This window comes from Marivivens aquimaris, from assembly GCF_015220045.1.
Classification (GTDB): Bacteria; Pseudomonadota; Alphaproteobacteria; order Rhodobacterales; family Rhodobacteraceae; genus Marivivens; species Marivivens aquimaris.
Genome location: NZ_JADBGB010000001.1, coordinates 1,975,723 through 1,995,585 on the forward strand (window position 1 = coordinate 1,975,723; position 19,863 = coordinate 1,995,585).

Sequence of the window (19,863 nt, forward strand, 5' to 3'; positions counted from 1 at the left end):
CTATAGCAAGCCTCCGTCGGATTTGGTTCAGAACTGGGTCGGGTCAGGTTTCCGGCAGCATTTGTAACTTATATATCACAAAAATAGCGCCAAAAAAAGGGCCATGCCGCAGTGCGTCTTGAAACCTTTAATCTCAATGTATCAAAGGATTTGCGGGCGCAAAGCGTTTTCTTGCACCCGCAGATGATTCGCTTAATCGCCTTCGCCCGGCTTTTCCGAGAAGATGTCCATCTTGCCCGGTTTACCGTCCATTTCTTCGGCGGTCGGCAGCGGATCTTTCTTGGCGGTGATGACCGGCCACATTTCCGAATACTTGCGGTTGAACTCGACCCACTTCTCCATATCCGGCTCGGTGTCCGGACGGATTGCGTCGGCGGGGCATTCGGGTTCGCAAACGCCGCAGTCGATGCACTCGTCGGGGTGGATGACGAGCGTGTTTTCACCTTCGTAGAAGCAGTCTACCGGACAGACTTCCACGCAGTCGGTGTACTTGCAGGCAATGCAGTTTTCCGTAACGACATAGGTCATTGGTTGGTCCTATTCATGTTCGGGGGTCTAGCTAGACCGCCTTCGACCGTCATTCAAGCGAGAATGGGTCGTCAATTTGTCCGTGCGACGCCATGTTCCGCCTCTCGCGCTTTCCAGGGCGACCTTTCCCGTCAAAACTCGGGTTCGTGGGAGATTTTTCCGACCACACGGTTCTATCTTCGTACAAACTTTGCGCTTCGGGCGCGGGTCCGCGTCTTTCACCGCATGCAATAATGCGGACGACGCGAATCTCTTTACCTTGGGGGAAGGTCAGAACGTTGTCCGGCCCGACAGCGCGGGCCGGTTTACTGATGGGCTGTCCGTCTACCCGCACCTTCCCTGCCGAGACGACCGAAGCGGCGAGCGTGCGCGTCTTGAAGAAACGCGCATGCCAGAGCCACTTGTCGACCCGGATGGTCGGGCGCGGCGCGTCCGTCACTTGGCCTTGAAACCTGCCAGAGCCGCAGCGAACGGGTTATCCGGATCGATCTGCTTCTCTTTTTTGGGCTTGGCTTCAAAGGTCTTGGCACCCTTGTCCTGACGCGGGCCTTTTCCGCCCTTGCCTTTGGGTCCACGGCCTTTGCCGCGCTGTTCGCCACCTTTACCGCCTTCGCGATCACCGCCACCACGACGCTGACCCTGCTGCGGACGGTTGCCGCCAGCGGCGCGTTGTGCACGGCCACCCCAAGTGAAGGTGAAGAAAGTCTCCATCTCTTCGGGGCTCTCGGGCGCGGGCTGCTCTGCCGGAGTTTCGGCGGGCGTTTCGCTCGGGCCTTCGGGCGCAGGCTGTTCGGACGGCTGCTCTACGGGCTCTTCAGTGGGCGTTTCGGCCGGTTGAACCTCGGGAGCGGCAGCTTTGACCTTAGCACGTTCGCCTTTGTCGGCCTTGTAGCCGAGGCCCTGCATGAGGTCAGCAAACTGTTCGAGGGTCATGCCGGTGATCGACAGCATGTCGGCATTCGCTTCGAAGCCGTTTTTGCTGTCCTTGTCACGCAGCATGTCGGCGAGGCGCTCGAGCATGTCGATACGGATCGCACGTTCGCCAGCGGCGCGATAACCGGCCATAGCGTAGAAGCCCTGCGGAACGCCGCGAGCAGCCGGAATGGTCACGAGACCCGGCGGCGGAGCGTCAGGGAAGTCGTCGAGGTTCTTGTGCAGCGACCACAGCACCAGACGCAGACGGGTCGGCGCGGGCTTCAGCAGAAGCGGCATGAAGATGGTGAACTGACCGAAACGAACGCCATGCTTGCGCAGTGCGCCGCGGCTGTCCTGATCAAGCTGCTTCACGTCGTCGGCGACTTCACCGCGGGGGATGATGCCGAAGTTTTCAAGCAGACGAAACGCAAAGCCGCGCGCCAGACCTGCCATCGCCTCATCACGCGACATGGCGAGCAGCGGCTCGAACAGAGCGGCGATCTTGCGGTCGATAAAGTGCTGCAGGCGGCGCTGGACCTTCTGGGCGACATCCTCACCGGCCTCATCGTCGACGAATGCGACGACTTGCGGCTTCAGAGCATCCTGACTGGCGACGAGCTTGCCGACAGCGTGCTCACCCCACATCAGGCCGCCTTGATCGGTGAAATCGATCTCGGTGTCCGGCGCGTTGTAGAAGCGGTCTGCACGCAGATGGAACTGCGGAGCCAGCGCCTGGACCGAAGCCTGACGCAGTGTTTTTGCCTCGTCCGCGCTTGCGGTCTTATCCATACGAAAACGGAAGCCTTCCAACTTGCCGACGAATTCGCCGCCGACAGTTACTTCACCTTGTTCGTTTACTTCGGCCACAAGGCCCTCCTTCTGCTTGAGCCGGCGAAGCAGAACGCTGGTCCGCCGGTCCACAAATCTCTGGGTCAACGCATCGTGAAGAGCGTCTGACAGTCGGTCTTCTACAGCGCGAGTCGCTTCACGCCAATGGGTTTCGTCTTTCAGCCACCCGCGTCTTTGGGCCACATAGGTCCACGTCCGCACAAAAGCGAGGCGACGCGACAGAGTATCGATATTACCATCGGTCCTGTCGATGCGTTTGACTTGTCGTGCAAACCAGTCCTCGGGGACGTGGCCGTGCTGATGCAGGAAATTATACATATCCCGCAGCAAATTGGCGTGTTCATTACGCGAAATGCCGCGAAAGTCCGGTATTCGGCACACATCCCACAGAAGTTGCACGGATTTTCCGTCGCTTGCACGTGCGACAACCTCCGCATCCTGAGACAGATTCCGGAGCGCGGCGAGGTCATCGGACTCGCGAACGCGGGTCAGCCACGGGTCTTCGGTGCGCTCTTGCAGCGTCTGGAGCAATCTTTCGATACTGCCGAATTGCAGACGGCTGTTGCGCCATTGCAACTTTTTTACCGGCCGGAACGTGTGGTTTTCGATCGCTTCGACGACATCTTCGTCAAGTTCGTGCGCCTCGCCGGTCACGCCGAACGTGCCATGGGACATGTGACGCCCCGCCCGTCCGGCGATCTGCGCCAGCTCGTCCGGCTCCAGATAGCGGACCCGCTGGCCGTCGAATTTGGTCAGTGCAGAGAAAGCCACATGATCGATGTCGAGGTTGAGGCCCATCCCGATGGCGTCGGTCGCAACGAGGTAATCCACGTCGCCGTTCTGGTACATTTCGACCTGAGCATTGCGCGTACGCGGGCTCAGAGCGCCCATCACCACCGCAGCACCACCTTTGGTGCGGCGCAAGAGCTCGGCAATGGCATACACATTTTCAACCGAAAAGCTTACAATGGCCGAGCGCGGGCGCATCCTGCTTATCTTTTTCGAACCTGAGTAGGTGAGCGTCGAAAAACGCTCCTTCTTCATGAACTGCGCTTTGGGAACCATGGCTGCAATAGCGGGCCGCATAGTTTCCGAGCCGAGAAATACGGTCTCTTTCGTACCGCGCGCGTTTAGAAGGCGGTCGGTAAAGACGTGGCCGCGCTCGGGATCGGCACAAAGCTGGATTTCGTCGATAGCAAGGAAATCGCAGCCCATCCCCGGAGGCATCGCCTCGACGGTGCAGACCCAATATTGCACGCGGTCGGGAACAATACGCTCTTCGCCGGTCACCAGCGCCACGACCGAGGGGCCGCGCAACGCGACGATGCGGTCGTAGACTTCCCTGGCCAAAAGGCGGAGCGGAAGGCCGATGATCCCCGTCCGGTAAGCCAGCATCCGTTCGATAGCGTAGTGGGTCTTACCTGTGTTGGTCGGGCCCAGAACGGCCGTGATGCGCGCGGACGTATTCATTTCTCTTCCCTGCAAAGGCCAATCAGAGCGACTGGCCTTCGAGTTCCTTTTCAAGACGGTCGATAGCCTCTTGCACGTTTCCGTCCGCTGGCACCAGTGCGGAAACCTCGCGGTAGACTTCGAGCGCAGCTTCGGGACGTTCGATTTCTTCCAAGATGGCCGCGAATCCGATCATTGCACCGAAGTGACGCGGATTTAATTCGAGCGTCTTGCGAATGTCGGCAATCGACGGCCCGATTTCGTCCGCCATGTAATATGCGGTGGCGCGTCCGTTGTAGGCTTCGGCAAATTCGGGGTCGTGGTCGATCGCAGCGGTGAAGTGATCGATCGCGGAATCAATCGATCCGAGCAGCAACGCGTCCTGACCACGCTTCAAAAGAAGGTCGACAGACGGCGATCCGCTCTTTCCCCACTCTTCTTGAATGCGGCCAACAAGGCGCATTGCCTGCGTGGGGTCAGCGGATTGCAGCTGCGAAAAAAGGTCATCAAGAACAACGGTCTGCGCTGAAACCGGTAGGGAAATCCCCACTGACAACACGAGTGCCGTAACGGTACATTTGATTGAAGGTTTCATCGCGCCCATAACGTCAGTGTAGACTATTGTTTGCCGATAACCAGAGGCGGCATACTCACTTTGGCGAAAGGACTTTGGAATGAGCGACGTCGTAAATGCTGCTGTTGTGGCACTGAAAGAGAAACTGGGTAACGAAGGCTTCGATGGTTCGGCCAAGTTCGTGATCGAAGACGAAGGCAATATCGTCATCGACGGCGCTGGGGTCCATGAAGGCGACGAGGACACCGACGTGACCCTGACCGCTTCGGCAGAGACCTTTCAGGAAATCCTCGAAGGCGAACTGAACCCCACCACCGCATTCATGTCGGGCAAGCTCTCGGTCGACGGTGACATGGGCACCGCGATGAAGCTCGCAGGCGTACTGGGCTGATATGATGACTGCCGCACCATTCTATAGTGACGTCGCCGAAGGGCCTGACGGTGGTCAGGCCTCTTGGGTCGTTACGTCGGATGGTTGCCGCATCCGCATCGGGCATTGGACCGGCGCGGATGTGAAAGGCACGATTCTCATCTTCCCCGGTCGTACCGAATACATCGAGAAATACGGCCGCGATGCAGCGGTATTTCTGGAAAAGGGCTATGCGACCGTTGCGATTGACTGGCGCGGTCAGGGGATCGCGGATCGTCTGATCCCGAACGCCGCGCTGGGTCACGTCGAAAGCTTCCGCGACTATCAACATGATGTCGCGGCCACCATCCGCTACGCCGAGGAAGCCGGCCTCCCCCGCCCGTATTTCCTGCTTGGCCACTCGATGGGTGGATGCATTGGTTTGCGTTCACTCCATGAAGGGCTGGACGTCAAGGCGGCTGCGTTCTCCGCGCCGATGTGGGGTATCCAGATGGCGGCCGCGCTGCGCCCTGTGGCGTGGAGCATATCGTCGCTTTCGCGCGGCATCGGCCTCAGCCACCTGCTCGCCCCTGGTCAGCAGATCGAAACTTACCTCGCCCGTGCAGAGTTCGAGCTGAACACGCTGACCTCCGACCGTGACAGCTTCGACTATATGCGCCGTCAGGTGATGGAGCATCCCGATTTGTCGCTCGGCGGCCCGTCGCTGCAGTGGCTCAATGAAGCGCTGGTCGAGATGAAGAACCTGCACCGCCTCCCGCCGCCGCATTATCCGACGGTCACGTTTGTCGGCACCGACGAACAGATCGTCTGCCCGACACGCATCCATCGATATATGGAGCGCTGGCAAGGCGGCGACCTGACCGTCATTCAGGGCGGGCGGCATGAAATCCTGATGGAAAAGCCCGAAACCCGCACGATGGTCATCGACCGTATTTGCGCGCATTTCGATCATTACGCCGAAAATTCGTTCGATTGTTCGCAGAGCGAGATTGCCTGAGCCTTTCATCCGTGACGTTCGAGGACTATCTCTTTGAACAAACGAATTGAGAAGGACATAGCATGAAGCTCCCGAGCCCCGTATTCGATGCGAATGCAACCGGCGGCAAGGATCTCGGCGATCTGCCGGAATGGGATCTGACCGACCTTTACCCCTCTGAGGACAGCGCCGAACTCAAGCGCGACATGGACTGGCTGGAGCAGGAATGCGCCTCGTTCGCCGCCGACTACGAAGGCAAGCTGGCGACCCTTAGCGCTGCCGAACTGCTGACCGCGGTCCAGCGCAATGAAAAGATCAGCGAGATCGCAGGGCGCATCATGTCGTTCGCGGGTCTGCGCTACTACCAGATCACCACCGACGCGGGCCGTGCGAAGTTCATTTCGGACTGTCAGGACAAGATCACCGGCTATACCACCCCGCTCGTGTTCTGGAGCCTCGAATTTAACCGCATCGAGGACGAGCACTACAACAAGCTGATGTCCGAAAACATCGAGCTGTCACGCTACAAACCTGTGCTCGACCGTATGCGCGCGATGAAGCCCTACCAGCTGTCAGACGAACTGGAGAAGTTCCTCCACGACAACTCCGTCGTTGGCGCGACCGCTTGGAATAAGCTGTTTGACGAGACCATCGCCGGCCTGACGTTCAACATCGACGGCGAAGAAAAGAACATCGAGGCGACGCTTGATCTGCTGTCCGAACAGGACCGCGCCGAACGTGAAAAAGGTGCGCGCGAACTGGCCCGCGTCTTTGGCGCGAACATCAAAACCTTTGCCCGCGTCCACAACACGCTCGCCAAGGAAAAAGAGATCGAGGATCGCTGGCGCGGCATGGAAAGCCCGCAGATGTCCCGCCACCTCGCCAACCATGTCGAGCCGGAAGTGGTCGAGGCGCTGCGCACCGCTGTCGTCAACGCCTACCCGCGCCTGTCGCACCGCTACTACCGCCTGAAGGCCAAGTGGCTTGGCCTCGACACGCTTCAGGTTTGGGACCGCAACGCGCCGCTGCCGATGGAAACCAACCGCACCGTCAAATGGGACGAAGCCGAAAAGATCGTCATGGATGCCTACGGTGCCTTCGATCCGCGCATGTCCCAACTAGCAGAGCCGTTTTTCAACAAGGGCTGGATCGACGCTGCCGTGAAGCCCGGCAAGGCTCCGGGCGCCTTCGCGCACCCGACTGTGACCACCGTCCACCCCTACGTGATGCTGAACTACCTCGGCAAACCGCGTGACGTGATGACGCTGGCGCACGAACTGGGCCACGGCGTGCACCAGGTTCTGGCGGCAAAGCAGGGCGAGTTCCTGTCGGACACCCCGCTGACGCTGGCCGAAACTGCTTCGGTCTTCGGCGAGATGCTGACCTTCCGCAAGCTGCTCGCTGGCGCGAAGAGCGACACCGAGCGCAAGGTTCTGCTGGCTGGCAAGGTCGAGGACATGATCAACACGGTTGTCCGTCAGATCGCGTTCTACGACTTCGAGTGCAAGCTACACGACGCCCGCAAGCAGGGCGAACTGACGCCGGACGATATCAACGCGCTGTGGATGTCGGTTCAGGGCGAGAGCCTCGGCGACGTGTTCGAATTCATGCCGGGATACGAGACCTTCTGGGCCTACATCCCGCACTTCGTCCACTCGCCGTTCTACGTCTACGCCTACGCCTTCGGCGACAGCCTCGTGAACGCGCTTTATGCGTCCTACGAACAGCAGGGCGAAGAGTTCAAGGACAAGTACTTCGACCTCCTCTCCGCAGGCGGCTCGAAGCACCACAAGGAACTGCTCGCACCGTTCGGGCTGGACGCTTCGGACCCTGCCTTCTGGGACAAGGGTCTTTCGATGATCGAAGGGTTCATCGAAGAACTCGAAGCGATGGAAGACTAAGCAAAGCGCCCCGGACCAAAATCCGGGGCGCTTTTCATTGTGGGATGGTGACTTCGGCCAACAGACCGCGATGGTTGGAGCCAAGGTCATCGCCAAACGCCTCCACCGACACAAGCCGCGCCCCGTGCCCGACGAACACTTGGTCGATCGGCACCCCCAGCGCCCCTGCCCCAACGGGCCATGTGGCGACCGGCACACGCGCGGAATAGAGGTCCGCGCCTTCCATCATCCACCGAACTGGATTGCTCCACGGTGCCGCGTTAAAGTCGCCGACGACGAGCACCGGCCCTTCGATCTTCCTGACGCGATTACGAAGCTGCCACTGCTCTGTCCCTGCGAGGCCATCGAACCACGGCTTTACGAAATGCGCGCCAACGACAGTCAGCATTGACCCACCCACCGGCAGCTCGGCTGTGAAATACCGTCCGGGCCGGAGGATACCAAACCGCTGCTCTTCGGCGGAACTTTCGCCGCGCCCCAGCATGACGACCTCACAGTGGTCATCGGGGCAGTCCGTGATCCAGTCGTAGTTGGCGGCCAGCCGGTCCATATCCGCCACGAGAGCCCCCGCCTCGCCCAGCACCACCAGATCGGGGTTCGCCTCGATAATGGCGTCGACGATGGCCGCGGATTTCTCGACATTGTCGTAGAGCACGTTGAACCAGAGCACACGCACCGAGCCTTCCGCAGCGACGAATGGCAAAGAGTGCTGCCGCTGATCTGCCAAAAGAAATCCCAGCGCCGTTAATGTCACTAGACCCGCCGCTAAAGCCACGCGAATGGCCCCAAGCGCCGCGATCACGCCCACCAACAACAGCCCCATAATCAGCAGGTGGAGTGACAGGCTGTCCATGACCCGCAGGACGGAGTTCGTGTGGACCTCTGACGGCACGAGCCGCGCAAAAGCGCCCAGCCCGACGACCACCACTTCGGTCAGCACCAACGCGCCAACAATACCGTCCCGAACTGCCTGACGTGCCATGATGCCCTCTTTACCCAGCGGCACGTTTATCCGCTCGGCTGCGAGTTACAATCGCATTGCGTGACACACACATGACGCGAGGAATAGTTTGCCCATTCGCCAACACACCCGCTACGCTTTGCCCAAACGGGAGGCGTGTCATGATCAAACGTATTCTACTGACCGTACTGGGGTTCGCGCTTCTGGTGGTCGTCTGCTTCTTTGCCTTTGCGCCAAGCATCGCGGAGAAGATGCGCAACAACGTTATCGGTCACGAACCTTACGAGGTCTCGGACGAGGCTGCCGCGCTGCACGCTACGCTGACGGTTGGTGACTGGCACGCCGATAGCCTCCTGTGGAACAGGGATCTGACCAAGCGCGGCTCTTACGGTCAGGTCGACCTGCCGCGCCTTGGCGAAGGCAACGTTGCTATGCAGGTGTTCACCGCCGTCACCAAATCTCCGATGGGTCTGAACTACGACGAGAACGACGCAGACGCGCTCGACAACATCACGCTGTTGTCCATCGGTCAGCTGTGGCCGGTCCGTACATGGGGCAGCATCTATGAGCGCGCCATGTATCAGGCCGAAAAGCTGCACGAGTTCGAACTGGAAGACCCCGACCATCTGCGGATCGTGACAACCGAAGCCGAACTGGACGAGGTTCTGGAAGCACGCGCCAATGCCGCGCCGCTCGTCGCGGGCATCCTCGGAATGGAGGGCGCGCATCCGCTGGAGGGCGACATCGCCAAAATGGACCGCCTCTGGGACGCGGGCTATCGCCTGATGGGTCTGACGCACTTTTTCGACAACGAGGTCGCCGGTTCCTTGCATGGTACGGGCAACCATGGCCTCACCGAGTTCGGCCGCGAGGTGGTCGCCAAAGCCGAAGCGGACGGCTGGATCATCGACCTTGCGCACGTCAGCCCTCAGGCCGCGCGCGAGGTCGTCGATATGACCAACGTGCCGCTTATCGTCAGCCACAGCGGCATCCACGGACACTGCGCGGTGAAGCGAAATTTCGAGGATGATCTGATCAAGGACATCGCAGCAACCGGCGGCGTGATCGGCATGGGCTACTGGGCCGAGGTCGCTTGTGGGGACATCACGCCCACCGGCATCGCGCGGATGATCGTCGCGGCGATCGAGACGGTAGGGGAAGACCACGTTTCGCTTGGCTCGGACTTCGACGGGTCGGTCGAAACGGCGTTCGATACGTCCGAACTGCCTGCGCTGACTTCGGCCCTGCTGGACGCGGGATTGACCGAGGATCAAGTGCGCAAGATCATGGGCGAGAACATGCTCCGCGTTCTGCGGGCGCGCCTGAATTAACGGAACGCGTCGAGGCTTGCGCTTTGGGCCACCATTCGCTCAAGGACGCGGTCGATCATGCCCTCTGTGCCAGCGTTGATCATCTGCACTTGCAGGAACCAGTACAGAAACGCGTCGAACGGCCAATCGCGGGCGAGCGCTTGGTCGATGGCCGGTCCGACCTCTTCGCGCGTGTGTGCCGTCACCGCGCAATGATGCAGGTCCGATTTCCCACAGAGCACCGCAGGCACGCCGTGGATCATCCCCTCCAGCGCAACGGCAGAGCTGATCGACAATGTCACCATCGCGGAGGCCAAAATGTCGTGCACATTGGCGTCTGACACAGTGACGTTCGGGTGCCGTGCAACAAGCGCGTCCAGCACACGTCTGTCGTGGCGGGAAATGCCCTTGGGGTGCGGCTTGATTACGACCGGACGGCCATCGGCCCAATCAACAGCCTCGCGCATGATCTGGCGGCCATGGAGATAGGTCGAGCGGGCGAGGATATCGCTGTCGCCTTGCAAAAATACCGCCACGTGCTTGCCGTCAAAGCGGGTCACTTCCTTAGGCTGGTCGTAACGCGACACCCTTCCACCGGCGAGGCGATCACGGAGGCGCACGGCAAACGTAGTCGCTTCGTCCCCGAAATCCGAAGGATCAAAGGAGGCATCAACCACCGAGCTCTCGCCGTAAATCCCTTTCGGATCGGCGTACCAGAACGGAAAAACATAGGCCAATCCAGTATTCAGGACGTTGGCCTGCTGATGCGTTGCTTCGTGGATGAAATAGAAATGCCCGTCGTCCGGATCGGGCGGAAGGTTCAGAGCGCGGCGTTCTTCCAGCCGCGCCCTGTAACCTCTTTCCTGCAATTCCCTCTCTAGGCGGCGATAGAACTGCTTCGGATTATGCGACACCGTTTCCAGCATCGCCCGAGGCAGGTGGATCTTGATCTCAGGCGCCATCAGCCGCCGCGATTGTCATGTCGATCATGCGCTGCGTACCGCGGCTGAATTCGAGCGGGCACGGATAGGCAGTGCCTTCGCGGACCGAACGGCAGAAATTCTGGACCTGCAGCACGTAGTGGTTCGCACTCGGCCAACGCTCCATCTGGCGGCCTGCGGTGGTTTCCAGCGTGAGTTCAGCCACGTCGTAGACGCCTGCATTGAAAGGCGCGGTGAGCGTCAGGTGGCCCTTGGTGCCGTGGAACGTGATGTACTGGCGCGGTGCCATACGCATGGAGATCACGCCGCGATAAGCAAATGAAGGGAACTCGGCAGTCATCTGTGTGAACACATCGACGCCATTCTCGCGGGTGATCTGCGAATGCGCGATGGCGGTCGGCTCCTCCCCTGTCACGAAACGGGCCGAGCCGAAGATGTAGACGCCAATGTCCGGCAACGCGCCACCGCCGGTTTCGGGACGGTTGCGAATGTTTTCGACGTCGGCTGCGTTGTTGTAGCTGAACACCGTATCGACAAGCGTAAGGTCGCCCAGAACGCCGCTCTGCACCAGTTGCTTGGCGCGGATGAACTGCGGGTGGTGGACGATCATGTAGGCTTCGGCAGCGAGGTTGCCCGAGGCGTCCCGCGCAGCGATGAGGCGGTCGAACTCGCCTTCCTCCATCGCGATCGGCTTTTCACACAGGACGTGCTTGCCCGCCTCCAAAGCCTTCACCGTCCAATCGACATGCAGATGGTTCGGCAGCGGAATATAGACGGCTTCGATCTCGGGATCGGCCAGCAGCGCGTCGTAGTCGGTGTAGACCTTGAGGTTCGGCGCGAAAGCCTGAAACGGCTCTGCCTTTTTGGCATCCGACGTCGCTATGGCCGCAAACTCGGCACCTTCAGCGGCGTGGATCGCGCGAGCCATGAATTCCTTGGCGAAATTCGCCGCCCCCAGAACACCCCATTTAACCGGCTTCATGACTTCCTCCCTGATTACGTTGAGAGGACGCTAGACCGCGGCGCGCGGGAGGTAAAGGCGGACAAAGAAAAGGCCCGCACTTGGCGGGCCTCGTCGGTCATGCGGTTTCGAGCATGCCTTTTTCCTTAGCAAGTTCCTGCATCCGTTTCTGGATTTTCTCGAACGCACGAACTTCGATCTGGCGGATACGCTCGCGGCTGACCTCGTAACGTGATGACAGGTCTTCGAGCGTGACAGTTTCGTCAGATAGGCGGCGCTGCACCAGAATGTCCTTCTCGCGGTCATTCAGAACATCCATGGCTTCGGCCAGCATGGCGCGGCGGCTGTCCATCTCGTCCTGCTCTTCATACGCGGTAGCCTGATCCGCATCCTCGTCTTCGAGCCAGTCCTGCCATTGGGTCGAGCTGTCGTCCTCGGTGCCGATGGTCGCATTGAGCGAAGCGTCGCCGCCACTCATACGGCGGTTCATCTGGACAACTTCGTCCTCGGTAACACCAAGGTCGTTCGCGATGCGTTGCACGTTCTCGGGGCGCAGGTCGCCATCTTCGAATGCACCGATGCGGGCCTTGGCCTTGCGAAGGTTGAAGAACAGCTTCTTCTGCGCCGACGTCGTGCCAAGCTTCACCAGCGACCACGAACGCAGGATGTATTCTTGGATCGACGCACGAATCCACCACATCGCATAGGTCGCGAGGCGGAAACCCTTCTCGGGGTCGAAACGCTTCACCGCCTGCATCAGACCGACGTTAGCTTCGGAAATCACCTCGGCCTGCGGCAGGCCATAACCACGGTAGCCCATCGCGATTTTCGCGGCGAGGCGGAGGTGGCTTGTGACCATACGGTGCGCCGACGCGGAGTCTTGGTGATCGACCCAACGCTTCGCCAGCATGTATTCTTCTTCGGGCTCCAGCATCGGAAACTTGCGGATTTCCTGAAGATACCGGTTTAAACCCTGTTCCGGCGACGGAGCCGGAAGATTTGCATAAGTGCTCATTTTCGTCCCCCCTTGGGGAATGTTTAAATCTTTTACATCCATATGGGCGCGCCTCACGAACCGTTCAAGGCGGCGTGCACAGGTATGAACGCAACTTTAGCTGCGATCCGTCGGTGAGCGAGCGAATTTCGCGCGTTTCACGCAGACGGGATCACTGTTTCAAAGAGAACCGCCTAGAGCAGTGACAAGTTCCGCCATGTCATCCGGCAGCTCGGATTCGAACTCCATCCATTCTCCAGTCACAGGATGATCGAACCCCAGCGTCGCGGCATGGAGGGCTTGCCGGTCGAAGCGACTTGCAGCCTCGACACCCGCATCTCCAACGGCCTTTGCATTAAGTTTACGCTTACCGCCGTAAACCGGATCACCGATGAGGCTGTGACCCACATGGGACATGTGCACGCGGATCTGGTGCGTGCGGCCTGTTTCCAGCCAGCATTCGATCAGCGCGGCAGAGGCAGGCTCGCCCAGCGTTTCGATGATACGGGCGCGGGTCACGGCATGGCGGCCCTGCTCGAAGCTGACAGCCTGACGCTGACGGTCGGTCTTATGACGACCGAGGAAGGTCTGGATTTTGAGGATATTGCCGGCTTCAAAATTGGTGCCGCGAATACCGTGGATGCGCGGATCGTTCTGATCGGGTGCGCCGTAGCAGACCGCGAGATAGCGACGCTCGACCGAGTGCTTTTCGAACTGCGCGGCGAGCCCATGGTGGGCCTTGTCGTTCTTGGCCGCGACCAGCAGACCCGTCGTATCCTTGTCGATACGGTGCACGATACCTGGACGCTTCTCCCCACCGATTCCCGAAAGGCTCTCCCCGCAGTGGAACATCAGCGCGTTGACCACGGTGCCGTTCGGCGTACCGGGCGCGGGGTGGACGACCATGCCAGCGGGTTTGTCGATGACGATGAGGTCATCATCCTCATAGACCACGGTGAGCGGAATATCCTCGGCCACGATGTCGGTCTCGGTCGCGGCCTCGACCGTGATCTCGATCTCTTCGCCGCCAGCGACTTTGAAGCGCGGGTTGGTCACGACCTCCCCTGCCACCTTTACGGCGCCCTCTTCGATCAGCTTGGCCAGCCGCGAGCGGGACAGGTCAGCCTCTGCTGGCACATCACGCGAAAGCGCCTTATCAAGTCGGGCGGGCGGATCTTCCGCAATCACAAAGCTGACAAGGGACGTGGCCATGACGAAGGCTCCCGAAGATATGGATGAACTGCCGCCGGTTGCCGTTTTCCTAAAAAGACTGGTTCTGGCGATGGCGGTCGTGATGATCGCAGGCTTCGTAGTGCTAATTGTAACGCTTGTCACCCGCTTGAACGGCCCCTCGCTGTCGATGCCTGACAGCATCACCTTGCCCGATGGCGTAGAGGCGACATCGTACACCGTTGGCAATGGTTGGTATGCGGTGGTTGCCGGGGACGAAATCCTCGTCTTCAACGCGACGACAGGCGCCATGACCCAAAGGGTTCAGATCGACTACCAGCAGTGATGGGGGATGGTACCACCTCCCCGGCTCGAACGGGGGACCTCCTGATCCACAATCAGGCGCTCTAACCAACTGAGCTAAGGCGGCACTGCGCGGGGATTTACATTCGGTTATCGGGTAATGCAATAGCCCGAAGTCAAAAATTCCGCAGTCTTGCGTCGTCCTGTTCAGGCGCGATACTGCAAAACAAATCAGTCAGGAGCATGACATGGGTATTAATAGCGAACGCGAAATCGAAGCGAATCTGCAAATCGGACCGACCAACACCGGTATGGTCCGCCTGTTCATCGAAGCCGAAGGCGGCATCGAGATCCCGATGGACTTCGATCCCGAAGAAGCCGAGGAAATCGCAGAAGAAATCCGCGCTGCTGCACAAGGTGCGCGCGCTATGTCCAAGAAGAAGCGCTAAGCTTCATTCCAGGATCGCGGGCGGCATGTTGGCGGATCGCCGCATGCCGCGCGAATTTCTGGATCATGACCTTCCGGCGCGCGGCGGCCAGTTTTGTCTCATCCGGCATCCGCACGATCTCTCCGCCGTAACTGTCGGCGATGATCAGACCTGAGTCGTCAGGGAGCAGTTCGACCGGAAAGTCCGCATCGACCGCCCAGAAAAAGCGGTCACACCATTCCAGATATCCCTGCCATTTCTTATCCGACTGATAGTCGGCGCGGCTGGATTTGCATTCGACGATCCAGATCTCGCCTTTTGGGCCGAGTGCCATCACATCTACCCGCAGACCACCCGTAGGCACCAGTTCTTCGACGGTGACAAAGTCATGGCTCAACAGAAATCGCGAAACCCCGCGGGCCAGCAATTGACCGGGCTTCATCAGGTCGGTGATGTCGGGTGTATCGAGTGCCACTTGATCGCTCATGGGTTAAAAATGAACATTTAGAGAACATTCGTCAAGTCGATTGGGACTTGAAAGCGAGAAGCTGCAGTACTACCTCAGTCCTCGGCGAGCTTCTGCTCTTCACGTACGAATGCGCTAACATTCCAGTGGCCTTAAGCAAATCCGAGGGAGCTGGCTCTGTCTGAGCTCTGGTTTAGTTATCTGGCGCCCACCTGTAATAACAGGTCCTCGGGAATTAAGCGTGTACGGTTGCTGTGGTTCTCGCCACCACTCACTCTGCCGGACGGCGCACAGCTCGCGCCATCGCAAGGACCGACAGTCCTGTCGTAACGGAGTTCAGCCCCAAAACAGCGCCCAGCGCCCAAGCGGCATCGGTCGGCAAAAGTGCAAGCAGCACACCGCCAAGCATGGCCGAAGACAGCCCGCTCAGCGCGATCCAGTTCCACCCTGCCCGCGGCTTGCGGCGCATGGCCAGTGCGTATTCAATCGCGCCGTCGATCAGGAAAGCGACCGCGACGATCGCGGTCAGCCCAACCAATCCGCCACTTGCGACGAAAGACAGATAGACGCCAACGGCGAGGTATAGCGCGGCGACCGCACCACTGAGCAGTCCATCCGCCAGCTTGCGCGCCCAGACGGCGTTATAAAGCGTGACTGCGCCGATCAGCAGGAAGAACCAGCCGACGACCACCTTGGCGAGCGCGGTAAAGTAGAACGGAAATACCAAAGCAAGCACCCCCAGAATCAACATCGCCACCCCAATCACATTGAGGCGGCGCTTGAGCTTCTGGAGAAACGCGCGCTTCGGATCGCGCCGTACGTTAGGGAAGCCCCCGACTGACATCTCAGCCTCGCGGGCGGGTGTAACGGGTGTTTTTGGTGGGACGGCTCGTCGCTTCGACGCGCACGGGAATCAGTTCGCGCTGAACAAAGCGCTCACGCAGACCACCACCGGGACCATCATCGTCGTCATCATCGTTCATCGTCATGATGTGGACGGCGAACTGAACGCCGGCCAGCACGATGCCGTTGAACAGCCACAGCAGGAAGACTGCCAAGGTGCCGACGTCGGTATGGGTAACAAGATGCCGGAGGTTCGCGACGTTTCCGTAGAGAAGCGATGCGACGAATACTGCCGAGAGACCGAAGCCAATCAGGACCTGCTTTATGTAGACCTTGATAAGTTCTGGCATGTCAGCAACCTCCGTTAACAACAATGTATGTCGTATAACGGCAGCTACAAGCAATTAATGTAGTTTATTTGTTACGATGCGACCTTTCGCCTACCGATGCCTGATCAGAAGGCGTCGGGGCGTGCCTCGCGTGCCATGTGGTCAAGAACGGCGTTCACGAACTTCGGCTCTTTACCCTCGGGGAAGAAGGCTTCGGCAACCTGTACGAACTCGACGATGACCACTTTCGGCGGCGTCTCGGCGGCTACGAACTCCGATCCGGCAGCGCGGAAAAGCGCACGCAGGGTCGGGTCGATGCGGCCCAGCGGCCATTTCGCGACGAGTGCGCGGTCGGTCATCTGGTCGATCTTCGCCTGATTTTCGACTGCACCGTCGATGAGGTTGCGGAACACATCCGGCTCCCCTTCCTGCATTTCCCAGTCTTCGAAGATCTCTCCGAAGCGGAACGTCTCGAACTCCTCGACCACGGATTCCACGGTCTGACCCGCCGCTTCCATCTGGAAGAGGGCCTGAACAGCGAAAAGGCGCGAAGCCGATTTCATCTTGCGAAGTTGGTTGTTCGAAACAGTCATGGGGGCGGGTCCTTCCTCAGCCCTCTCGGGCCATAAGGATGTCGTTGGTAAAGCCGATCGAGCCAGCGCGGCCCCACTTACGCCCCAAGTCGATCAGGTGCAAGGCCGCAGCGGCCGCGCCGCCACCTTTGTTCTGGCCTTCGGGATCGGAACGCACGGCTGCCTGCTCGTAGTTTTCGACCGTGAGGATACCGTTGCCGATGCAATGCCCCTGAAGGCCGAGCAGCGTGAGCGCGCGGGACGAATCGTTACACACCGTGTCGTAGTGGGTGGTTTCACCGCGAATGACGCAGCCCAGCGCAACGTAGCCGTCGAAGTCCTTCATGCGGGCGGCGATGCCGACGGCGGTCGGAACTTCCAGCGCGCCAGGCACTTCGACCAGCTCCCAAGTGCCGCCTGCGGCCTCGATCTCGGCCTTCGCACCTGCGACCATGCCATCGGTGATGTCCTTGTAGTAAGGCGCGACGACGATCAGGATTTTGACTGGCTTATCGAAAGTCGGACGTTCGAGCGTGTAGTGGGATGCACCAGCCATAATTTACTCCGTAATGGGTCGGGTGCCGACGATCTCGAGCCCGTAGGCGTCCAGTCCGATCACTTTCGGCGCGGGCGAGTTGGTCAGCAGGGTGATTTCGGACAGTCCAAAAGAGGACAGGATTTGTGCGCCAACGCCGTATTGGCGGAGCGTCTTGGGCGACACGCTGTCTCCGGTCGCGATCTGCATGTCGGTGTCACGCAGTAGGACGACCACACCGCTGCCCTCTTGCGCGATCAGCTTCATCGAACGCGAGAATTCGAACGCACGCCCCGTTTCACCCGTCCCGACCATGTCGAGCAACGGATCGAACGAGTGCATCCGCACCAGCGCGGGTTTGTCGGAGGTCACGTCGCCCTTAATCAACGCGATGTGCTCTGCGCCGTGGGTTTCGTCAGAATAGATCCGCATCTGCCATTCACCGCCATATTCGGAAGTGATGGTCGTCTGTTCCTTGATCCGCACGAGGTTATCGTGACGTCGGCGATAGGCGATCAGGTCACTGATGGTGCCGATCTTGAGGTTATGCTGCTTGGCGATGGCAACGAGGTCCGGCAGGCGGGCCATGTCGCCGTCTTCCTTCATGATCTCGCAGATGACACCAGCGGGGATCAGACCGGCCAGACGGGCGATGTCGGTCGCGGCTTCGGTGTGACCGGCGCGAACCAGAACGCCGCCGTCGCGAGCGCGCAGCGGGAAAATGTGGCCCGGCGTCGCGATGTCCTGCGCACCTTTGTTGCCGTCGATAGCCACAGCAACGGTGTGAGCACGGTCGGCTGCGGAGATACCGGTCGAGACGCCTTCGCGAGCCTCAATGGACACGGTGAACGCGGTCTCGTGGCGGGACGAGTTGGTCGAGGCCATCAGCGGCAAGCCAAGCTGGTCAATGCGCTGGCCGCTCATGGTCAGGCAGATCAGGCCGCGCCCGTGGGTGGCCATGAAGTTGATCGCATCGGGCGTACACATCTGCGCCGGAATGACGAAATCGCCTTCGTTCTCGCGGTCCTCGTGGTCGACGAGGATGAACATGCGGCCGTTGCGGGCCTCGGAGATGATCTCCTCGATCGGGCTGATCGCGTCACGTAGTTCGCGTTCGACAGGTCCGGCGTTTTCGAAATCGGCAGTCATTGTATTCCCCGCAGTCAGATGCCTTGCAGATAAGGCACGCGGCTTCGCAATAAAAGTACGGACGCGACGTTCGGGCTATGTGTCGCGCCGAAGTTTCAACCCTGAGCCTGCGCGAAATACGCCTCGCCGCTCATGAAACCGGCCAGTTGTCCGGCGGCAACCCACTCGCGCTCGAATGCGCCCTCCCCGATCAGCATGAAGCGATCAGCGGAGCCTTTGCGCGATTGCACCATAGCACGCAGATCGTCGCGCATGTCGGTCCACTTCGCGGTAAAGAGTGGCGCTGCGTGGGCCGTGTCGATCCCGTCCAGTTGCGCTACAGCTTCAGGCGAGAGCGGGCGATGGACGACAGCATTGCGGTCGGCCTTGATCGCTGCAAGTTTCTGCGCCTGCTCCTCGGCCAGCTTGGCTTCTTTGAACATTCGCAGTGCGTTGCTGGAAAAAAGGAACCCGATCAGGTCATGTCCCGTCGCCGCGCGCACGCTGGCGTAGGTCTTGTACGGCAGGCCTAATTCCTTCGCGCGGTTTACGCGCAGGCGGACCACTTCGATGGGCAGGGTCGGCAGCAAATCGGTGCGGGCTTTCTTCCATGCGAACTTCTGCCATCCGGTCGAGCCGATGGCAGGTCCACCGTTGTGCCCGATGCCGGCCATTAGCCCCAGTCCCGCAGGCGGGCCACGTAGCGGGCCATCGTGTCAATCTCGAGGTTGATCGGATCGCCGACCTTCACGTCTCCCCAAGTCGTCACCGTCTTGGTGTGCGGGATGACGTTGATGCCGAAGGTCGCGCCGTCGACTTCGTTCACGGTCAGCGAGGTGCCGTTCAATGCGACTGAACCCTTCGGCGCGATGAACTTGGCCAGATCGTCCGGTGCGCGGAACGTCATGCGAGTGCTATCGCCCTCGTCCTTCAGCTCGATCAATTCTGCCACGCCATCGACGTGACCCGAAACGATATGACCACCAAGCTCGTCGCCGACCTTCAGCGCACGTTCGAGGTTCAGGCGCTTGCCAACGTGCCACATGTTCTGGCCGATGTTGGTCTTCGAAACGCTCTCGGCACTGATTTCGACGTCGAACCAGTTCTGCGGCTCGGTGCCTAGCGCAATCACGGTCAGGCAGCAGCCGTCGCACGCTATCGAGGCACCGATATCGATGCCGTCCACATCGTATTCCGTGCCGATACGGGCGCGCAGATCGCCGCGCTGCTCGACTTCGAGAATTTTGCCTACGTCAGTGATGATGCCGGTGAACATCGCGAAACTCCTGCTGATTTGTCCAAACAGGTAGCCACCTTACGCAACATGGGCAAGGCAAAGCCCAATTTTGATCTTATTTCT

General features: G+C 59.8%; 23 protein-coding genes and 1 tRNA gene. 6 read left to right on the plus strand and 18 right to left on the minus strand.

Going from position 1 to position 19,863, the window contains the following annotated elements:
* Positions 1–192 precede the first annotated feature (192 nt).
* Genes fdxA through IF204_RS09730 form a run of 4 tightly spaced genes read right to left on the minus strand, consistent with a single transcriptional unit; the run spans position 193 to position 4,336 of the window.
* Positions 193–528, minus strand: a complete 336-nt coding sequence (gene fdxA, locus IF204_RS09715; RefSeq protein WP_167636016.1) for a ferredoxin FdxA — start codon at positions 526–528, stop codon at positions 193–195.
* Between the two features lie 49 nt (positions 529–577).
* Entirely contained in the window at positions 578–967 is a 390-nt protein-coding gene (locus IF204_RS09720; RefSeq protein WP_194096573.1) for an RNA-binding S4 domain-containing protein, read from the minus strand.
* A complete protein-coding gene (locus tag IF204_RS09725; protein ID WP_194096575.1) occupies positions 964–3,762 on the minus strand; it encodes a helicase-related protein in 2,799 nt (932 codons plus the stop codon). Before IF204_RS09725 ends, IF204_RS09720 begins: the two co-directional genes overlap by 4 nt.
* Positions 3,763–3,784: 22 nt before the next feature.
* Entirely contained in the window at positions 3,785–4,336 is a 552-nt protein-coding gene (locus tag IF204_RS09730; RefSeq protein ID WP_228069141.1) for a tetratricopeptide repeat protein, read from the minus strand.
* Between the two features lie 79 nt (positions 4,337–4,415).
* Here IF204_RS09730 and IF204_RS09735 point away from each other — a divergent pair, with 79 nt between their 5' ends.
* The 3 genes from IF204_RS09735 (at position 4,416) to IF204_RS09745 (ending at position 7,562) form a co-directional block, all read left to right on the plus strand.
* Positions 4,416–4,706 (plus strand): SCP2 sterol-binding domain-containing protein, encoded by a 291-nt coding sequence (locus tag IF204_RS09735; RefSeq protein ID WP_194096578.1) that lies wholly within the window; start codon positions 4,416–4,418, stop codon positions 4,704–4,706.
* Positions 4,707–4,710: 4 nt separating this feature from the next.
* Positions 4,711–5,682 (plus strand): alpha/beta hydrolase, encoded by a 972-nt coding sequence (locus IF204_RS09740; protein WP_322743273.1) that lies wholly within the window; start codon positions 4,711–4,713, stop codon positions 5,680–5,682.
* 62 nt (positions 5,683–5,744) lie between these two features.
* Positions 5,745–7,562 carry a M3 family oligoendopeptidase gene (locus tag IF204_RS09745; RefSeq protein WP_194096583.1) on the plus strand — a complete coding sequence of 606 codons (1,818 nt, stop codon included), beginning with the start codon at positions 5,745–5,747 and terminating at the stop codon, positions 7,560–7,562.
* A 34-nt stretch (positions 7,563–7,596) separates the two neighbouring features.
* Here the strand turns inward: IF204_RS09745 and IF204_RS09750 are convergent, their stop codons facing one another.
* A complete protein-coding gene (locus tag IF204_RS09750; RefSeq protein WP_194096585.1) occupies positions 7,597–8,544 on the minus strand; it encodes an endonuclease/exonuclease/phosphatase family protein in 948 nt (315 codons plus the stop codon).
* A 140-nt stretch (positions 8,545–8,684) separates the two neighbouring features.
* Here IF204_RS09750 and IF204_RS09755 point away from each other — a divergent pair, with 140 nt between their 5' ends.
* On the plus strand, positions 8,685–9,854 hold the full coding sequence (locus IF204_RS09755) for a dipeptidase (RefSeq protein ID WP_194096587.1): 1,170 nt from the start codon (positions 8,685–8,687) through the stop codon (positions 9,852–9,854).
* Here IF204_RS09755 and IF204_RS09760 read toward each other — a convergent pair.
* From IF204_RS09760 to IF204_RS09775, 4 genes are all read right to left on the minus strand, one after another.
* Complete coding sequence (locus IF204_RS09760; protein WP_194096589.1) at positions 9,851–10,795, minus strand: hypothetical protein; 945 nt, start codon at positions 10,793–10,795, stop codon at positions 9,851–9,853. The genes IF204_RS09755 and IF204_RS09760 overlap by 4 nt on opposite strands.
* On the minus strand, positions 10,785–11,756 hold the full coding sequence (locus tag IF204_RS09765; RefSeq protein ID WP_194096591.1) for a Gfo/Idh/MocA family protein: 972 nt from the start codon (positions 11,754–11,756) through the stop codon (positions 10,785–10,787). Before IF204_RS09765 ends, IF204_RS09760 begins: the two co-directional genes overlap by 11 nt.
* Before the next feature lie 97 nt (positions 11,757–11,853).
* Positions 11,854–12,750 (minus strand): RNA polymerase sigma factor RpoH, encoded by an 897-nt coding sequence (gene rpoH / locus IF204_RS09770; protein WP_167636005.1) that lies wholly within the window; start codon positions 12,748–12,750, stop codon positions 11,854–11,856.
* Between the two features lie 159 nt (positions 12,751–12,909).
* Entirely contained in the window at positions 12,910–13,941 is a 1,032-nt protein-coding gene (locus tag IF204_RS09775; protein WP_194096593.1) for an RluA family pseudouridine synthase, read from the minus strand.
* On the opposite strand from IF204_RS09775, the gene IF204_RS09780 reads away from it, so the two are divergent.
* Complete coding sequence (locus IF204_RS09780) at positions 13,940–14,245, plus strand: DUF6476 family protein (protein ID WP_228069144.1); 306 nt, start codon at positions 13,940–13,942, stop codon at positions 14,243–14,245. The two genes, IF204_RS09775 and IF204_RS09780, sit on opposite strands and share 2 nt — an antisense overlap.
* Positions 14,246–14,252: 7 nt before the next feature.
* Here IF204_RS09780 and IF204_RS09785 read toward each other — a convergent pair.
* Positions 14,253–14,329, minus strand: a tRNA-His gene (locus IF204_RS09785).
* 121 nt (positions 14,330–14,450) lie between these two features.
* Between IF204_RS09785 and IF204_RS09790 the strand changes: the two genes are divergently transcribed.
* Entirely contained in the window at positions 14,451–14,651 is a 201-nt protein-coding gene (locus tag IF204_RS09790) for a DUF6324 family protein (protein WP_194096594.1), read from the plus strand.
* Here IF204_RS09790 and IF204_RS09795 read toward each other — a convergent pair.
* The 8 genes from IF204_RS09795 to IF204_RS09830 all read right to left on the minus strand — a co-directional run bounded on the left by IF204_RS09795 (position 14,629) and on the right by IF204_RS09830 (position 19,779).
* Complete coding sequence (locus IF204_RS09795) at positions 14,629–15,072, minus strand: MmcB family DNA repair protein (RefSeq protein ID WP_228069423.1); 444 nt, start codon at positions 15,070–15,072, stop codon at positions 14,629–14,631. The genes IF204_RS09790 and IF204_RS09795 overlap by 23 nt on opposite strands.
* 295 nt (positions 15,073–15,367) lie before the next feature.
* On the minus strand, positions 15,368–15,940 hold the full coding sequence (locus tag IF204_RS09800; protein WP_194096598.1) for an HdeD family acid-resistance protein: 573 nt from the start codon (positions 15,938–15,940) through the stop codon (positions 15,368–15,370).
* Between the two features lies 1 nt (position 15,941).
* Positions 15,942–16,289, minus strand: a complete 348-nt coding sequence (locus tag IF204_RS09805) for a hypothetical protein (protein WP_194096600.1) — start codon at positions 16,287–16,289, stop codon at positions 15,942–15,944.
* A gap of 104 nt (positions 16,290–16,393) precedes the next feature.
* Positions 16,394–16,861 (minus strand): transcription antitermination factor NusB, encoded by a 468-nt coding sequence (gene nusB / locus IF204_RS09810; protein WP_194096602.1) that lies wholly within the window; start codon positions 16,859–16,861, stop codon positions 16,394–16,396.
* A 16-nt stretch (positions 16,862–16,877) separates the two neighbouring features.
* Positions 16,878–17,396, minus strand: a complete 519-nt coding sequence (locus IF204_RS09815) for a 6,7-dimethyl-8-ribityllumazine synthase (RefSeq protein WP_194096604.1) — start codon at positions 17,394–17,396, stop codon at positions 16,878–16,880.
* Positions 17,397–17,399: 3 nt separating this feature from the next.
* On the minus strand, positions 17,400–18,524 hold the full coding sequence (gene ribB / locus IF204_RS09820) for a 3,4-dihydroxy-2-butanone-4-phosphate synthase (protein WP_194096606.1): 1,125 nt from the start codon (positions 18,522–18,524) through the stop codon (positions 17,400–17,402).
* A gap of 95 nt (positions 18,525–18,619) precedes the next feature.
* Positions 18,620–19,177 carry a hypothetical protein gene (locus tag IF204_RS09825; RefSeq protein ID WP_194096608.1) on the minus strand — a complete coding sequence of 186 codons (558 nt, stop codon included), beginning with the start codon at positions 19,175–19,177 and terminating at the stop codon, positions 18,620–18,622.
* Positions 19,177–19,779, minus strand: a complete 603-nt coding sequence (locus tag IF204_RS09830; RefSeq protein ID WP_194096610.1) for a riboflavin synthase — start codon at positions 19,777–19,779, stop codon at positions 19,177–19,179. The genes IF204_RS09825 and IF204_RS09830 overlap by 1 nt, the downstream gene beginning before the upstream one ends.
* Between the last annotated feature and the right edge of the window lie 84 nt (positions 19,780–19,863).

Bases quoted from the DNA above. Each gene is read 5' to 3' on its own strand.
- IF204_RS09740 (WP_322743273.1), top strand. From the start codon at position 4,711: ATGACTGCCGCACCATTCTATAGTGACGTCGCCGAAGGGCCTGACGGT.
- IF204_RS09815 (WP_194096604.1), bottom strand. From the start codon at position 17,396: ATGGCTGGTGCATCCCACTACACGCTCGAACGTCCGACTTTCGATAAG.
- ribB (WP_194096606.1), bottom strand. From the start codon at position 18,524: ATGACTGCCGATTTCGAAAACGCCGGACCTGTCGAACGCGAACTACGT.
- IF204_RS09825 (WP_194096608.1), bottom strand. From the start codon at position 19,177: ATGGCCGGCATCGGGCACAACGGTGGACCTGCCATCGGCTCGACCGGA.
- IF204_RS09775 (WP_194096593.1), bottom strand. From the start codon at position 13,941: ATGGCCACGTCCCTTGTCAGCTTTGTGATTGCGGAAGATCCGCCCGCC.
- IF204_RS09725 (WP_194096575.1), bottom strand. From the start codon at position 3,762: ATGAATACGTCCGCGCGCATCACGGCCGTTCTGGGCCCGACCAACACA.
- IF204_RS09805 (WP_194096600.1), bottom strand. From the start codon at position 16,289: ATGCCAGAACTTATCAAGGTCTACATAAAGCAGGTCCTGATTGGCTTC.
- nusB (WP_194096602.1), bottom strand. From the start codon at position 16,861: ATGACTGTTTCGAACAACCAACTTCGCAAGATGAAATCGGCTTCGCGC.
- rpoH (WP_167636005.1), bottom strand. From the start codon at position 12,750: ATGAGCACTTATGCAAATCTTCCGGCTCCGTCGCCGGAACAGGGTTTA.
- IF204_RS09830 (WP_194096610.1), bottom strand. From the start codon at position 19,779: ATGTTCACCGGCATCATCACTGACGTAGGCAAAATTCTCGAAGTCGAG.
- IF204_RS09780 (WP_228069144.1), top strand. From the start codon at position 13,940: ATGACGAAGGCTCCCGAAGATATGGATGAACTGCCGCCGGTTGCCGTT.
- IF204_RS09790 (WP_194096594.1), top strand. From the start codon at position 14,451: ATGGGTATTAATAGCGAACGCGAAATCGAAGCGAATCTGCAAATCGGA.
- IF204_RS09735 (WP_194096578.1), top strand. From the start codon at position 4,416: ATGAGCGACGTCGTAAATGCTGCTGTTGTGGCACTGAAAGAGAAACTG.
- fdxA (WP_167636016.1), bottom strand. From the start codon at position 528: ATGACCTATGTCGTTACGGAAAACTGCATTGCCTGCAAGTACACCGAC.
- IF204_RS09730 (WP_228069141.1), bottom strand. From the start codon at position 4,336: ATGAAACCTTCAATCAAATGTACCGTTACGGCACTCGTGTTGTCAGTG.
- IF204_RS09760 (WP_194096589.1), bottom strand. From the start codon at position 10,795: ATGGCGCCTGAGATCAAGATCCACCTGCCTCGGGCGATGCTGGAAACG.
- IF204_RS09750 (WP_194096585.1), bottom strand. From the start codon at position 8,544: ATGGCACGTCAGGCAGTTCGGGACGGTATTGTTGGCGCGTTGGTGCTG.
- IF204_RS09755 (WP_194096587.1), top strand. From the start codon at position 8,685: ATGATCAAACGTATTCTACTGACCGTACTGGGGTTCGCGCTTCTGGTG.
- IF204_RS09745 (WP_194096583.1), top strand. From the start codon at position 5,745: ATGAAGCTCCCGAGCCCCGTATTCGATGCGAATGCAACCGGCGGCAAG.
- IF204_RS09800 (WP_194096598.1), bottom strand. From the start codon at position 15,940: ATGTCAGTCGGGGGCTTCCCTAACGTACGGCGCGATCCGAAGCGCGCG.
- IF204_RS09795 (WP_228069423.1), bottom strand. From the start codon at position 15,072: ATGAAGCCCGGTCAATTGCTGGCCCGCGGGGTTTCGCGATTTCTGTTG.
- IF204_RS09765 (WP_194096591.1), bottom strand. From the start codon at position 11,756: ATGAAGCCGGTTAAATGGGGTGTTCTGGGGGCGGCGAATTTCGCCAAG.